The sequence below is a fragment of the Rhodanobacter sp. B04 genome (genome assembly GCF_002001125.1).
GTDB lineage: Bacteria > Pseudomonadota > Gammaproteobacteria > Xanthomonadales > Rhodanobacteraceae > Rhodanobacter.
Map to the genome: position 1 here is coordinate 183,959 of NZ_MUNV01000012.1, position 13,604 is coordinate 197,562.

Sequence of the window (13,604 nt, forward strand, 5' to 3'; positions counted from 1 at the left end):
GCGTTCTCGACGACATCGGAAGGAGTACGACTTATCCGACGCCGTCGCAAAGGTGCAGCGCTTCCTGGCGCTGTCCCGTAGCGGCAATGCTATGGCCGCTGAGCGCGTCCTGGATGGCGTACCGTTCCTGCTGCATGCCCAGGCTTTCGTCGCTGGCGCGTATCTGCTCGGCAACCTTGCAAAGCCAGCTTCAATCAGGATACGCGCGTTTACTCCGTGTGCGCTTTCTGGCACTCGCGGCGCGGGGAGCTTCTTTGGCTGCCAAGGCGCCGCCATCGCTCATCTGTTCCATCCACGACAAGGTGTCGACGTATGCCAGGAACTGCTGGAGATATCCTGGCGAAAGCTCGCGCATGAGGGCAAGCGACCGATGTACGAGGCTGCCCGAGTTGAGCGGACCGGCGTTGGCGGGCACTTGTTCCAGCGACTGCCGTATCTGGCTATCCGTGCGGACCTGGGACCAGATTTTTTGGAACTCGCCGAGCGCGTCCATGGTCGGCAACGTGGCAGGCTGGGTAACAGCGTCGATTGTGGCGGGATCGTCGCCGTGCCGCGCCGCGCGATTGGCGAAGTGATCGAGCAGTGCACCCAGCGCTCCACGAGCAGGCACACATGGCGTTGTCGCACTATCCGAAGCGCCTGCGTTGAATGCGGCCATTTCGAGATCGCCGGCATAGGTCCCGATCAGCCTGGACAGCCTGTCGTCCAGCAGTCGTCGCGCCTCGCCGTCATGACCTGCCGCACGCCGCTCCAGCGCCTCGATGAAATGAAATCGCAGGGGATTCATGCGATCGGCGTGCTGCTCGCGCCACGCGTCGAGTATCGCCCGTGCGCGTGTTCCGCTATCACTCATGAGGCGTCACGGTTGCCGTCGGCTGCTTCGGGATCGGTGAAATTTCCACGCGCCGGTTCCGCGCCCGTCCCTCGTCATCGGCGTTCGAGCTCACTGGCTGCTCGGCACCGAACGCGGCGGCGAATACCGAGGAAGCCGGGAGGCCATCGGCGATCAAGGCACGGGTCACGGTCAACGCGCGTTCGGCCGACAGCTCCCAGTTGTCGGCGAACTGCCGGTTGCCGTCGCGCACTTGCCGGTCGTCGGTGAAGCCGCTCACCATCAGGATTTCGTCGCGTGACTTGAGGTAGTCGGCAAGCGGGGCCGCCAGGCTCTTCAACACCTCGCGCCCTTCGGGCTGCAGCCGATCGGAGTTCAGCGCGAACAACACGCTGCCGCGAATGCCGATGCGCCCATCGACGAGCGTCACCCGGCCAGCGGCCAGCGGAACCGCCAAAGCGTGCTCTAGCGTCATGCGACGTTGCGCCTCGGCCTGTCGTTGTTTGACCGCTTCATCCAGCCTGTTGGAAAGTTGCAGTTGCACGCCGATCACGCCCACCAGGATCAGCACGAACACACCCAGCAGCACCGACATCAGGTCGCCGAAGGCGGCCCAGACCGGTGCGCTCGACTCCTCGACACCGTCAAGTTCGTCGCTCATGCCATTTCGGCTCCGGCGAGCGCCCGCTGGCCGGCGAGCTGCTGCATTTCCTCGATGATCTGCCTCTGTGACAGCATGCTCAGGTCGATCACATCCCTGGCCTGCGCGACGTAATAGCCCAGCTGTTCGTCGCTGCGCGCGAGCGATTTGTCCAGTGCGGCTTCGATGCGTTGCAGGTGCTCCATCAACAGGCTGCTCGACTCGCCGAACGCCTGTACGGCCACGCCGAATACTTCGCCAAGGCTGGCCACCTCGACGGCGCTGCCGGTGACTTGCGCGGCCACTGCACCGAGCTTGCCGGTCTCGACCTCGATGTGGTCGGTGAACCGGGTGCCGACACGCTCGAGCAGATCCGCCGACGTGGCCACCAGCGCATCGACGGCCACCCGTTGCTCGGTGGAGGCGTGGTTCACGGCATCGAGCAGGGTATCGAGCGTGGCCATCAGACGGCTGCGCTCCTCCAGCATGGCGGTATCGCGGACCATGCTGTCGGAAAGTTTCTGGCGCAGCTCGGTGACGACTTCGGCCGCCGCCTTGGGTGCTTCGGACGCAGCTTCCACGAGCCGGGAAATCTCCGCGATCGTGTCGCTGGCGTGTGCCTGTGTCCGTGCCGAGATGTCGCACGCGGTCTTCGCCAGGGTCTCGCAGATCTCCTGCTGCCGGCTCGCGGTGCGCGCGCTCGTTCGTTCCCACTCCTGGCGCAGCATTGCGGTCGTCGTTTCGAGCGTGTCGGCCCATGCGGCCAGCCGTTGCTGGTCCTGCGAGGCCAGCGTCGCCTGCAAGTCCGTGTGCGATTGGCCGACGGTGCGGACCAGCGACGCCGAGTGCTGCTCAAAGGCTGCCGCAGCCACCGACAGGGCCTGTTGGTTGTGGGCGGCGAGCTTCTCATTGACGCCTGCTTGCTGCGACAGCGCCTGATTCCACGCGTCGGCCATGTTGCACGCCGTGGCGTCGAGGCGTGCAGAAACGCCTTCCAACAGACCAGCCGAGCGTTGCTCGAAGGTTTCGGTGAATCGCTCCAGCGAGCTGCGCAAATCCTGAACAAGCGCCTCGCTCGATCGCCGATGCCCGGCCAGTGCCTGGTTCCAGATATCCGCCACGGCGGTGGTGGTCGCCTCGAAACCAGCCGACAGTCCTTGCAACTGCCGTTGCACGGCATCTGTCACGGTGTCGTGCAGTGCAGCCGACTCGCGTGCGAGCCCTGCCATCGTGGCCTGCATGACGGGTTCCAGCGCGGCCCCGGCGGCACGTGCGCTCTCGGCGACGCTCTCCTTCAACGACAGCTCGACGGAGGCGGCCAGGCGCGTGTAGCTGGCTTCGGTCTTGCCGAGGAATGCGTCCTGATTGGCGATCTGCCGTTCGTTCGCGGCCACGCTTTGCTGTTCGATGCTCGCCATCATCGCCTGCAGGCGATCGACCAGGGCAGGCATCAGTGCGGTCTGCCGCTGCAGGAGCTTGAACGATTCCTCGCGCCGATGGCTCTGCGAATGGATGCGCAGCGTCGTCGCGATCTTCAGGTCCAGCAACTGCACCGCGTGCAGCCGCTCGCGCCGGCATAGCGCGGAGAGCAGCCCGAGCATCGCCGAGCTGGCCACGCCCGCGATCGAGGTGCCGAACGCAAACCCAAGCCCCTTGACCGGTGCGGCGAGCGAGCCGCGGATAGCCTGCAGATCCGTCGCGCTTTCCAGCGCCATGCCGGTGCCGCGAAGGGTCGCCAGCATGCCCAGCAGCGTGCCCAGCATGCCCAGCAGGACGAGCAAGCCCACCAGATACGGCGTCAGCGCCGGCAGCGGCAAGGCCACACGCTCACCCTCGATGCGCAGGCGTGTCGCGTTGCGCAGGCTGGGATGCAAGCGGCCCAGCCAGTCATCCAGGCTGGTCGGCGCGGCGGACAGATCCGTCACGGCGTGCGCCAGCGTGGACGTGGCTTGCCGATAGCGGTGCAGCTCAAGCGCGCCCGCCAGGTAGCACGCGCCAATCACCATCGTGACGGCCGTCGCCAGCGGATTGGAGCCGACGTAGCCGGCGCCGATCCAGCACACTGCCACCAGACCTGTGAAAAACACCGCGAGATTAAGCAGATTTCTGAACATGGCGTCCCAATGAGTGGCTGCGAAGCGCTGCAAGCAGGCCTTCGACCGGGTGAAAACGAACGTCCAGTTCGGCGAGCAGCACGCTCTGCACGTCCTTGCGAAACACGTCCAGCCATGCCCCAGGCGCTATCGCCGGGGCATCCTCGGATACTTGCGCGCCGGCCGGCGCCTTCGGCTCGGCCTGACGCAAGCGCTCGAAATGGTCCCCGAGTAGCGCAGGCACGTGGGCCAACAGCGTCTGCTCGCGCGGGCTCAGTACACGTTCCATGACCGCATCAACCTCCGCCAATCGCGCCATGTCGGCCGTTCCCTGGACAAGCATGTCCCGCAGACGCCCGCGCAGATTGCCGGTGGCCGCCTGCATCGACCGCTGCATGGCGAGATAGCGCTGACGAAACACCGCGTAATCGACCGCCGCGTCCGCGCCACCTTCTTCGGCGGACGCCGGTTCAGCCCCGCACTGCCTCGAGGTGGCGAATACAGGATCGTCGGCGATGCTCTTTGCCAGCGCGATACGCACACGCGCGCATTCGCTCTCTTCAGCACGGCCAAAGGCAGGCACGTCCGAGCCCACCGCAGACGGCTTGCCGTCGAGCGATGTGGACAGCGCAACGGCGTACGTCCAGCCGAGCCATTGGCCCAGCCGGTCCGAGAGCGATTGCCTGGAGGGGGAAACGTCAACGTCCGTCAGGCGAGCAAGCAAACGAATGAAGGTCGGGCCACGGATACTGGTCCGTTGAGAAGCTTGCACCATATTTCTGGCTGAAAAACCGCCATTTTACACGCTAACCGGGTGGCGACCGCTGCCTGGCGACTGGCGTACAAGCGGCGAAGCAAGCGGTTGGCGCCGGCGGCGATCTTCAACAGCAAAGGCGGACATCAAGCGCCGATGCATTCCGCCCGTTGCCAGCTGGCCTGGCAGGGGCGGAAGCGATCTACCCTTGCGGACCGCGACTGGCATTGCAGCATGCGGTCGATCGAGGAGATCAAGGCAAACTCTGCGTTTCAGTACCTACGCCGAAGTCATTCGACGCAGGGAGATCCGCTCATCTGCCCAACGACGCATTGTCGATGACGAAGCGGTACTTCACGTCACCCTTCACCATGCGGTCGTAGGCCTCGTCGATCTTCTGCGCCGGGATCATCTCGATGTCGGAGACGATGCCTTTCTCGGCGCAGAAATCCAGCATCTCCTGCGTTTCGGCGATGCCGCCGATCAGCGAACCGGCGATCGCCCGGCGCTTGAAGATCAGGTTGGCCACGCTCGGCGACGGATGCGGATGCTCCGGCACGCCGACCAGCACCAACGTGCCGTCGCGCTTGAGCAGCCCGGTGAAGGCATCCAGCGAATGGCTGGCGGCCACGGTGTTGAGGATGAAGTCGAAGCTGTTGACGTGCGCCTTCATCTCGTCGGCGTTGCGCGATACCACCACCTCGTTCGCGCCCAGGTCCAGCGCCGCCTGGCGCTTGCTGTCCGAGGTGGTGAAGGCCACCACGTGCGCGCCCATCGCATGCGCGAGCTTCACCCCCATATGGCCCAGTCCGCCGATGCCGACCACGCCGACCTTGCTGCCGGGACCGACCTTCCAGTGACGCAACGGCGAGTAGGTGGTGATGCCGGCGCACAGCAGCGGCGCGACCGCGGCGAGCTGCGCTTCGGGGTGGCGGATCTTCAGTACGAACTTTTCATCGACCACGATGCGCTGCGAATAGCCGCCCAGCGTGTGCCCGGGCGCGTCCGCGGTCGGGCCGTTGTAGGTACCGACGAAGCCGTTCTCGCAATACTGCTCCAGCCCCTCGTCGCAGGCCGCGCAATGCTGGCAGCTGCCGACCAGGCACCCCACGCCCACGGTGTCGCCGAGCTTGAAGCCGGTCACGCCGCTGCCCACGGCGCTGACGTGGCCGACGATCTCGTGGCCCGGTACGCACGGATAAAGCGTGCCGCCCCACTCGGAGCGCACGGTGTGCAGGTCGGAATGGCAGACGCCGCAATAGGCGATGTCGATCTGCACATCCTGCGGACCGGGCGGACGACGCTCGATGTCGATGGACTGCAGCGGCTTGTCGGCGGCGTGTGCGCCGTAGGCTTTGATGGTCATGACGTTTTCCTTGCTGGGGATGGAAGCAATGGGGTCAGGATGCCGATCCTGCAAGATATTCCTCATCGGTCACCTTCTCCATCCACTCGACCACCTTGCCGTCCTTCGCTTCCTGGACGGCGACGTGGGTCATCGCGGTGGTCGGTGTGGCACCGTGCCAGTGCCGGTGGTTGGACGGGCAGCAGACGATGTCGCCGGCGTTGATCTCCACGATCGGGCCGCCTTCGCACTGGGTCCAGCCCTTGCCGGCGGTGACGATCAGGATCTGTCCCAGCGGATGCGTGTGCCAGGCGCTACGCGCGCCGGGTTCGAAAGTGACGATGCCGCCGGACACGTTCGCGCCGCCGATGCCCTTGAATGGCGAGTCGATGCGGACCTTGCCGGTGAAGTACTCGGCTGGTCCGGTGACAGAGGGCTGCGAGCCGTTGCGGATGATTTCCATGTGGGATGTTCCTGCGAAGAGATGAGTGTATGGGGCCGGGTGTGACAAACCTGTTCGCTTACGCCGACGTGCCTTCGCTGACCACTCGCAAAGCATTGAGCGTGCGCGGATAGCCGATGAACGGCAGCAACTGAGTCAGCGTGTCGATCAGCAGCTGGCGATCGTTGCCGATGGCCAGGTTGCCGGCAACGTGACCGGCCAGTTGCGGTTCGCAGCCGCCCAGCGCCGCCAGCATCGCGAAGGTCAGCAGTTCGCGGGTTTTCAGGTCCAGGCCGTTTCGGGTGTAGTAGTCGCCGAAGCAGTTGGCGGACAGGAAGTGCTGGATGTGCAGCTGATCCTTCGGCGATTGCGCAACCATTGCGTCGATGCGTTCGCCGAAGAAGCGCTGCTGTATCGCCAGCCCCTCCGCATGCCGTGTCTGTGCCGTCGTGGTCGACTGTGCTTCCAGCGGCAGCGCGATGCCGCGGTTGCGGAAGACTTCATGGGTGGCGTGGATGAAATCGAACACCCTGCCCATGCCGGCATAGGGCACGGCCTGATAGACGATCTCCTTCACTTCCACCGGCGTCACGCCGACGTTCAACGCACCGTCCAGCATGGCGCGGTACTCGCCGACTGCATGGCAGGCGATCAGCGCTGCCAGTTGCACCATCAGGCGCAGACGGATATCCATGTCGCTGGCTTTGATCACCTCGTCGAATGCCCAATTGTCGAAAATCTCGACCAGCTCGGGATCGCTGACCTTCAGCGTCGAGATGTGGCCGTGGAACAGTTGCTCGTGATTGCGCTGTGCTGCTTCAGTGATTGCCATCGTGTCGCCTCATGGATCCTGTTCGTTCACCTGCCCGCCTGCGCTGCCAGGTGCGCCGGGTAGCGGTCGCCCTGCACCCGGATCTGCGCCAATGATTCGGCGATCTGCCGAAGATCGTCGGCACTCAGCGCGATATCCGCGGCACCGATGTTCTCCTTCAACCGATGCAGCTTCGTCGTGCCCGGAATCGGCACGATCCACGGCTGCTGCGCCAGCAGCCACGCCAACGCGATCTGCGCCGGAGTCGCCTGCTTGCCGGCCGCGATGCGCCCCAGCAGGTCGACCAGCGTCTGATTGGCCTGGCGCGCCTCGGGCGAGAAGCGCGGCACGTTGTTGCGGAAATCGTCCTTGGCGAACGTGGTGCTTGCGTCGATCTTTCCCGCGAGGAAACCCCGCCCCAGCGGACTGAACGGCACGAAGCCGATGCCCAGTTCCGCGCAGGTCGGCAGCACTTCCTGCTCCGGTTCACGCCACCACAGCGAATACTCGCTTTGCAGCACGGCGACCGGCTGCACCGCATGCGCGCGGCGGATCGACTGCATGCCGGCTTCCGACAGGCCGAAGTGTTTCACCTTGCCTTCGGCGATCAGCTCCTTGACCGTGCCGGCCACGTCTTCCATCGGTACGTTCGGATCGACGCGATGCTGGTAGAACAAGTCGATCCGATCCGTCCGGAGACGTTTGAGCGAGGCCTCGGCGACGGCGCGGATGCGCTCCGGCCGGCTGTCCACGCCGGTCTTCGAATCGCCATTCCTGAAACCGAACTTGGTCGCGATGACCACGTCGTCGCGGAACGGCGCCAACGCCTCGCCAACCAGTTCCTCGTTGGTGAACGGGCCATAGGCCTCGGCGGTATCGAAGAAAGTCACGCCGACTTCGACAGCCTGTCGAAGCAAGGCGATCGCGTCCTGTTTCTCCATCGCAGCGCCATAGGCGTGGTTCAGTCCCATGCAGCCAAAGCCGAGCGCGGAGACTTCGAGCTGGCTGTTTCCCAATGTGCGGCTTTTCATTTCATTGGCTCCGATGATCCAGCGATTACAGTCCGGTCATTTTCAGTACGCTCTCGGGCAGGCGTGCTCCCTGCAGCGTGATTTTCGATGCGGCTTCGTCGATCTCGCGAAGGTCGCCGGCGGTGAGGTCGACGGCGAACGCGCCCAGGTTTTCGTCAAGCCGGTGCAGCTTGGTGGTGCCGGGAATCGGCACGATCCACGGCTTCTGCGCCAGCAACCAGGCGAGTGCGATCTGCGCCGACGTTGCCTGCTTCCGGTTTCCGATCTCTTCCAGCAGGTCGACCACGGGACGGTTCGCTTTTCGAGCCTCCGGTGTAAAGCGCGGCAACGTGCTGCGATTGTCGTTGCTGCCGAAGGTCGTGGTCTCGTCGATCTTGCCGGTGAGGAAGCCCCTGCCCAGTGGGCTGTAGGGGACGAAGCCGATACCCAGTGCCTCGCAGGTCGGCAACACCTCCTCTTCGGGGGCACGCCACCAGAGGGAATACTCGCTCTGGATGGCGGTCAGCGGCTGCACCGCATGAGCCCGCCGAATGGTCTCGGCACCCGGCTCGGACAGGCCGAAATGCTTGACCTTGCCCTCGGCGATCAGATCCCTGACTGCGGCGGCGACCACCTCGATCGGAATGTTGGGGTCGACACGGTGCTGATAGAAGAGATCGATGGCGTCGACCCGCAGCCGTCTGAGCGAGTCCTCGGCGACCTGACGAATGCGTTCAGGATGGCTGTCCAGTCCGCCGGATCCGCCAGGACCGAGGTCAAAGCCGAACTTGGTGGCGATGACAACGTCTTTCCGGAACGGCTCTAGCGCCTCACCGACCAGTTCCTCGTTGGTGAAGGGGCCATAGATTTCAGCGGTGTCGAAGAAGGTGACGCCGCGCTCCACCGCCGCGCGGATCAGGGCGATCATTTCCTTCCGGTCCGGTGCCGGGCCACGGTGATGGTTCATGCCCATACAGCCCAGACCAAGGGCCGAGACCGTGAGGCCGCTGTTTCCAAGCGTGCGCGTTTGCATGATGTTCCTGCCGCAGATCGGGATGCAGGTAGTTTGTGCGCGGATGTTTGCCTTGATTAGACGAGGCAATACGAATGCTTTTATGATCTTTATTCATTAATCAGTTGGGTCCGCGCATGCCCCGCGAGAACTACAACGACCTGCTGGCCTTCCTGGCCGTGGCGCGCGAGCGCAGCTTCACCCGTGCCGCCGCGCAGTTGGGCGTGTCCCAGTCCGCGCTCAGCCACACCATTCGCGGGCTGGAGGCCCGGCTCGGCCTGCGCCTGCTCACCCGCACCACCCGCCATGTCGCCCCCACCGAGGCGGGCGAGCGTCTGTTCCGGGAACTGGCACCCAATTTCGGCGACATCGATGCGGCCGTGGCGAACCTGAGCGAGCTGCGCGACAAGCCCGGCGGCACGCTGCGCATCACCACCGGCGAGCACGCTGCCACCACGATCCTGTGGCCGGCACTGCGCAAGCTGTTGCCGGAGTATCCGGACATCCGCGTCGAGGTGATCAGTGATTCAACTTTGACCGACATCGTCGCCGAGCGCTTCGATGCTGGCATCCGGCTGGGCGAGCAGGTGGCCAAGGACATGGTCGCCACGCCGATCGGTCCGCCGATGCGGATGGCCGTCGTCGGCGCGGCCGGCTACCTCGCCTCACGACCACCGGTGCATACCCCGCGCGACCTCACCGGGCATGACTGCATCAATATCCGCTTCCTCACCCACGGTGGGCTTTACGCTTGGGAGTTCGAGCAGGACGGCCACGCGCTCAACGTCCGCGTGGAGGGGCGGCTGGCCTTCAACAACAGCCGGCAGATCCGTACCGCGGCGCTCGATGGCTTCGGCCTCGCCTGTCTGCCGGAAGACATGGTTCTGGCGGATATCGCGGCAGGCAGGCTGCAGCGCCTGCTGGGCGACTGGTGCCCGCCGTTTCCCGGCTATCATCTCTACTACCCGAGCAGGCGGCAGCACTCGCCTGCGTTTTCGCTGCTGGTGGAGGCATTGCGCTATCGGGGAGGCTGATCCTCGCCGGCCAGCTGCTCGAACTCGGCCGTCAGGCAATCGATCAGCTGACGCGCCGCCGGCAGCAGCCCGCGGCGCGACGGGAAGATGGCGTGCACGATGCTGCTCAGCGGCGCCAGTCCGGCAGGACGCGCTGCAGGGTTCCCGCGCCGCCGACTCGATGCGGGCGCGGGCATCATGCTGGACGTCGAGCCCGCGCCCGAGCCGGGGATCTACGTATTGCAGGGCCAGGTCGATGTCGGCGGCGCCCGCCTGGCTACCGGTGCACTTGGCATCCTGGGCGGCGGCACCAAAGGTGCACCTTGCGGCGCACGGCGACGAGACGGTCGAGCGGGCGTTGCTCGGCGGCCAGCCGGTGCAGGGCGATGTGCTGCTCTCCGGCCCGTTCGTGATGGATAGGCCCGAACGGCTCGAACGGGCGAAGCGCGACTTTGCCGGTGGCCGCATGGGACGGCTCGAAGGCGTGCCGTTTTGACGTTGGAAGTCATCCGACTTCGGCACGATCGAGATGGCCGCTGCAGGCATGCGACCTGCCGCGGCCGTGTGGCTCCCTGCGCTTTCCAGGGCAGGCTGCTCTCGCCCCGTGGCCCATGGCAGAGCTTGCGACAAATGCAGGCGAACCATGACAGCAGCTGACCGGGGTACGGGCCGCAGGTAGTTAATCGACACGCAAACGGCAATGATGTGTCGAACCATCGGCGCCCTTTCCGCCTGCATTCGGCGGCGTCTACCCGCAAGGACTGTTCATGATGCGTCATTCACTGCGACCCGTTTTCGCGGCCGTCATTTTTTTCGTCGCCGCGCAGACCGCGCTCGCGCAGACGCCGAAAACCGTGCTGCTGCAGGACCTCACCTGGACCGAGCTGCGCGACCGGATCCAGGCCGGCAAGACCACCATCATCATTCCGATCGGCGCCACCGAGCAGAGCGGGCCGGATGTCGCACTGGGCAAGCACAATGCGCGCGTGGCGTGGTTGTCTCAACGGATTGCCGAAGGACTGGGCAACGCCCTCGTGGCGCCGGTGATCGCGTATGTCCCGGAGGGCAGCTATGCGCCGCCGACGTCGCACATGCGCTTTCCCGGCACCATCACCATCCCGGACGACGTGTTCGAGAAAACGCTGGAATCCGCCGCCAACAGTTTTGCGGTGCACGGCTTCCGCAACATCGTCTTCCTGGGCGACCACGGCGGCTACCAGAAGGATCTCCAGCGGGTGGTGGCCCACCTCAACAAGAGCTGGGCCGGCTCGGCGACCCGGGCCTTCGTGCCGCCGGAATACTACGCGACCAGCTCGGACGGCTACGCACAGATCCTGCGCCAGCGCGGCTTTCGCGATGACGAGATCGGCACCCATGCGGGACTCGCCGATACTTCCCTGCAGCTTGCCGTCGCGCCGCAGATGGTCAGGCTGGATCGGCTGCACGGCAGTGCGAAGCTTGGCCCGGCGGACGGTGTCTACGGCGGCGACCCACGCCGTTCCAGTGCCGAACTCGGCCGCTTGGGTATCGACGCGATCGTGTCGCGAACCGTCGATGCGCTCAGGAAGGACACCGCTGGGCGATAATGTTCCAGCTGGCATCTTCCCCCATCCCTTGATGATGAAATCACCATGACTCCACGCTCCCCTCGTTTTTTCCGGATCGCCGCGTGTATTGGCGTCGCCTTGGCAGCTGCCTGCACCGCCTCCATCGCCGCTGCCGCGCAGTCGGTCACGACTGTCGCCGGCATGCCGCGGGTCGTGGATGCCAGCAATATGTACAGCGAGGCCGGTTTCAATCACTTCAGTCCCGCAGTAGCCGGTGCGTTGCCGCGGATCTATGTGCCGAACCTGCGTTCGAACAGCGTTTCCGTGATCGACCCCGCCACGTTCAAGGTGGTCGACACCTTCCCCGTCGGCCAGAGCCCGCAGCATGTCGTTCCGTCCTGGGATCTGCAGACGCTGTGGGTGACCAACAACGCCGAGGGCCATAACGACGGCAGCCTCACCCCGATCGATCCGAAGACCGGCAAGCCGGGCAAGGCGGTGGCGGTCGACGATCCCTACAACATGTACTTCACGCCCGACGGCAAGGAAGCGATCGTGGTGGCGGAGTCGCGGGCGCGGCTGGACTTCCGCGATGCGCATACGATGGCCTTGCACAACAGCCTGCAGGTGCCGGAGTGCAAGGGCATCAACCACGCCGATTTCTCGATCGACGGCCGCTACGCGATCTTCACCTGCGAATTCGGCGGCAAGCTGGCCAAGATCGACATGGTCAAGCGCAAGGTGGTGGGCTATCTGCTGCTCGACAAGAAGGGCATGCCGCAGGACATCCGCGTCTCGCCGGACGGCAAGGTGTTCTATGTCGCCGACATGATGGCCAATGGCGTGTTCCTGGTCGACGGCGACAGCTTCACCCGGATCGGCTTCATCAAGACCGGCGTCGGCACGCACGGGATGTATCCGAGCCGGGATGGCACGAAACTGTATGTCGCCAACCGTGGCTCCAACCGCATCCACGGGCCGCGCCATGGCAAGGGCAGCGTGTCGGTGATCGACTTCGCCACGCGCAAGGTCGTGGCGAACTGGCCGATTCCGCGCGGCGGCAGCCCGGACATGGGCAATGTCAGCGCCGACGGCAAGCTGCTGTGGCTGTCGGGCCGCTTCGACGACGTCGTCTATGCGTTCAACACCACGACCGGTGCGGTCAGATCGATCAAGGTCGGTGCGGAGCCGCATGGACTGGCCGTCTGGCCGCAGCCTGGACGCTATTCGCTGGGTCACACCGGGATCATGCGCTGACCCCTGTCGGCCATGAAGCGCAGGCAGCTTCGCCGAAGCCGCCTGCGCGAATCCTGGCCATCGGGAAACCGGATGGGCATCGATCCGCTCAGCGAGAAGAAGATTCTCGATTCATGGGGCAAGAATGCTGCGCCCTGGATCGCCGCCGTGCGCGAACGGCAGATCGAGAGCCGCCGGCTGGTCACCGATCGGGCGATCGTCGACGCCACGCTCGGGCGCTCGCCACGATCGGTGCTCGACATCGGCTGCGGCGAGGGCTGGCTGGCCCGCACCCTTGCCGCCAGCGGCATCTCGGTGGTCGGCATCGATGCCGTTCCCGCGCTGATCGAGCAGGCGCAGCAGGCTGGTGGAGGCGACTTTCGCGTGGCCTCCTATGAAGACGTGATGGCAGGCCGGATCACGCTGTCCGTCGATGCTGCCGTCTGCAATTTCTCGCTGCTCGGCAATGAATCCGTGGCCGGTCTGTTCGGCGTCATCCGCTCGCTGCTCGAGCCGCGCGGCAGCTTGCTGGTACAGACGCTGCACCCGTCCACCGCATGCGGCGACCACCCTTACGAAGACGGCTGGCGAGCGGGTTCCTGGGCAGGATTCCATGCCGACTTCAGCGATCCGGCCCCCTGGTATTTCAGGACGCTGGAAAGCTGGATCGGGCTTTTCGCGAAGCATGGACTGCGCCTGCTGGAAATGCGCGAGCCGTTGCACCCGCTGACGCGCAAACCCGCCTCGGTGATCTTCATCGCCCAGGCCGCGGATTGAGCGGCGCGGATACGCTTATAGCCAAAAGTTGCAAATGAACCTGTTGACCGCAGTGCAACAATCCCTCTAAGGTCGCTGCCATGTCGCCGTTT

15 protein-coding genes are annotated in these 13,604 nt (G+C 65.0%); 5 read left to right on the forward strand and 10 right to left on the reverse strand.

Going from position 1 to position 13,604, the window contains the following annotated elements; translation table 11 throughout:
* Positions 1-190: 190 nt before the first annotated feature.
* The 9 genes from B0E46_RS11755 to B0E46_RS11795 all read right to left on the reverse strand — a co-directional run bounded on the left by B0E46_RS11755 (position 191) and on the right by B0E46_RS11795 (position 8,960).
* Entirely contained in the window at positions 191-853 is a 663-nt protein-coding gene (locus tag B0E46_RS11755) for a DUF2894 domain-containing protein (protein WP_077555970.1), read from the reverse strand.
* Positions 846-1,493 carry an OmpA family protein gene (locus B0E46_RS11760; protein WP_077555971.1) on the reverse strand — a complete coding sequence of 216 codons (648 nt, stop codon included), beginning with the start codon at positions 1,491-1,493 and terminating at the stop codon, positions 846-848. Before B0E46_RS11760 ends, B0E46_RS11755 begins: the two co-directional genes overlap by 8 nt.
* Positions 1,490-3,586: a DUF802 domain-containing protein gene (locus tag B0E46_RS11765; protein WP_077555972.1), complete on the reverse strand. Its 2,097-nt coding sequence runs from the start codon at positions 3,584-3,586 to the stop codon at positions 1,490-1,492. The genes B0E46_RS11760 and B0E46_RS11765 overlap by 4 nt, the downstream gene beginning before the upstream one ends.
* On the reverse strand, positions 3,567-4,340 hold the full coding sequence (locus tag B0E46_RS11770) for a DUF3348 domain-containing protein (RefSeq protein WP_077555973.1): 774 nt from the start codon (positions 4,338-4,340) through the stop codon (positions 3,567-3,569). Before B0E46_RS11770 ends, B0E46_RS11765 begins: the two co-directional genes overlap by 20 nt.
* A gap of 292 nt (positions 4,341-4,632) precedes the next feature.
* Complete coding sequence (locus tag B0E46_RS11775; RefSeq protein WP_077555974.1) at positions 4,633-5,685, reverse strand: NAD(P)-dependent alcohol dehydrogenase; 1,053 nt, start codon at positions 5,683-5,685, stop codon at positions 4,633-4,635.
* 34 nt (positions 5,686-5,719) lie between these two features.
* On the reverse strand, positions 5,720-6,127 hold the full coding sequence (locus B0E46_RS11780; RefSeq protein WP_077555975.1) for a cupin domain-containing protein: 408 nt from the start codon (positions 6,125-6,127) through the stop codon (positions 5,720-5,722).
* A 58-nt stretch (positions 6,128-6,185) separates the two neighbouring features.
* Positions 6,186-6,938: a carboxymuconolactone decarboxylase family protein gene (locus B0E46_RS11785; protein ID WP_077555976.1), complete on the reverse strand. Its 753-nt coding sequence runs from the start codon at positions 6,936-6,938 to the stop codon at positions 6,186-6,188.
* Positions 6,939-6,964: 26 nt separating this feature from the next.
* A complete protein-coding gene (locus B0E46_RS11790; protein WP_077555977.1) occupies positions 6,965-7,948 on the reverse strand; it encodes an aldo/keto reductase in 984 nt (327 codons plus the stop codon).
* 25 nt (positions 7,949-7,973) lie between these two features.
* Positions 7,974-8,960, reverse strand: a complete 987-nt coding sequence (locus tag B0E46_RS11795) for an aldo/keto reductase (protein ID WP_077555978.1) — start codon at positions 8,958-8,960, stop codon at positions 7,974-7,976.
* Between the two features lie 116 nt (positions 8,961-9,076).
* Between B0E46_RS11795 and B0E46_RS11800 the strand changes: the two genes are divergently transcribed.
* A complete protein-coding gene (locus B0E46_RS11800) occupies positions 9,077-9,973 on the forward strand; it encodes a LysR family transcriptional regulator (RefSeq protein ID WP_077555979.1) in 897 nt (298 codons plus the stop codon).
* Here the strand turns inward: B0E46_RS11800 and B0E46_RS17895 are convergent.
* Positions 9,958-10,152: a hypothetical protein gene (locus tag B0E46_RS17895; protein ID WP_217316340.1), complete on the reverse strand. Its 195-nt coding sequence runs from the start codon at positions 10,150-10,152 to the stop codon at positions 9,958-9,960. The two genes, B0E46_RS11800 and B0E46_RS17895, sit on opposite strands and share 16 nt — an antisense overlap.
* A gap of 56 nt (positions 10,153-10,208) precedes the next feature.
* Here B0E46_RS17895 and B0E46_RS11810 point away from each other — a divergent pair, with 56 nt between their 5' ends.
* The 4 genes from B0E46_RS11810 to B0E46_RS11825 all read left to right on the forward strand — a co-directional run bounded on the left by B0E46_RS11810 (position 10,209) and on the right by B0E46_RS11825 (position 13,512).
* Positions 10,209-10,448, forward strand: coding sequence for a pirin-like C-terminal cupin domain-containing protein (locus tag B0E46_RS11810; protein WP_168171194.1), 240 nt, complete (start codon positions 10,209-10,211; stop codon positions 10,446-10,448).
* Positions 10,449-10,719: 271 nt separating this feature from the next.
* Complete coding sequence (locus tag B0E46_RS11815) at positions 10,720-11,538, forward strand: creatininase family protein (RefSeq protein WP_254425135.1); 819 nt, start codon at positions 10,720-10,722, stop codon at positions 11,536-11,538.
* A 99-nt stretch (positions 11,539-11,637) separates the two neighbouring features.
* Positions 11,638-12,756 carry a YncE family protein gene (locus tag B0E46_RS11820; protein WP_254425136.1) on the forward strand — a complete coding sequence of 373 codons (1,119 nt, stop codon included), beginning with the start codon at positions 11,638-11,640 and terminating at the stop codon, positions 12,754-12,756.
* 72 nt (positions 12,757-12,828) lie between these two features.
* Positions 12,829-13,512 carry a class I SAM-dependent methyltransferase gene (locus tag B0E46_RS11825; RefSeq protein WP_217316341.1) on the forward strand — a complete coding sequence of 228 codons (684 nt, stop codon included), beginning with the start codon at positions 12,829-12,831 and terminating at the stop codon, positions 13,510-13,512.
* Positions 13,513-13,604 lie beyond the last annotated feature (92 nt).

Coding starts and splice junctions, on each gene's coding strand:
- B0E46_RS11755 (WP_077555970.1), bottom strand. CDS start 853: ATGAGTGATAGCGGAACACGCGCACGGGCGATACTCGACGCGTGGCGC.
- B0E46_RS11760 (WP_077555971.1), bottom strand. CDS start 1,493: ATGAGCGACGAACTTGACGGTGTCGAGGAGTCGAGCGCACCGGTCTGG.
- B0E46_RS11765 (WP_077555972.1), bottom strand. CDS start 3,586: ATGTTCAGAAATCTGCTTAATCTCGCGGTGTTTTTCACAGGTCTGGTG.
- B0E46_RS11770 (WP_077555973.1), bottom strand. CDS start 4,340: ATGGTGCAAGCTTCTCAACGGACCAGTATCCGTGGCCCGACCTTCATT.
- B0E46_RS11775 (WP_077555974.1), bottom strand. CDS start 5,685: ATGACCATCAAAGCCTACGGCGCACACGCCGCCGACAAGCCGCTGCAG.
- B0E46_RS11780 (WP_077555975.1), bottom strand. CDS start 6,127: ATGGAAATCATCCGCAACGGCTCGCAGCCCTCTGTCACCGGACCAGCC.
- B0E46_RS11785 (WP_077555976.1), bottom strand. CDS start 6,938: ATGGCAATCACTGAAGCAGCACAGCGCAATCACGAGCAACTGTTCCAC.
- B0E46_RS11790 (WP_077555977.1), bottom strand. CDS start 7,948: ATGAAAAGCCGCACATTGGGAAACAGCCAGCTCGAAGTCTCCGCGCTC.
- B0E46_RS11795 (WP_077555978.1), bottom strand. CDS start 8,960: ATGCAAACGCGCACGCTTGGAAACAGCGGCCTCACGGTCTCGGCCCTT.
- B0E46_RS11800 (WP_077555979.1), top strand. CDS start 9,077: ATGCCCCGCGAGAACTACAACGACCTGCTGGCCTTCCTGGCCGTGGCG.
- B0E46_RS17895 (WP_217316340.1), bottom strand. CDS start 10,152: ATGATGCCCGCGCCCGCATCGAGTCGGCGGCGCGGGAACCCTGCAGCG.
- B0E46_RS11810 (WP_168171194.1), top strand. CDS start 10,209: ATGTCGGCGGCGCCCGCCTGGCTACCGGTGCACTTGGCATCCTGGGCG.
- B0E46_RS11815 (WP_254425135.1), top strand. CDS start 10,720: ATGATGCGTCATTCACTGCGACCCGTTTTCGCGGCCGTCATTTTTTTC.
- B0E46_RS11825 (WP_217316341.1), top strand. CDS start 12,829: ATGGGCATCGATCCGCTCAGCGAGAAGAAGATTCTCGATTCATGGGGC.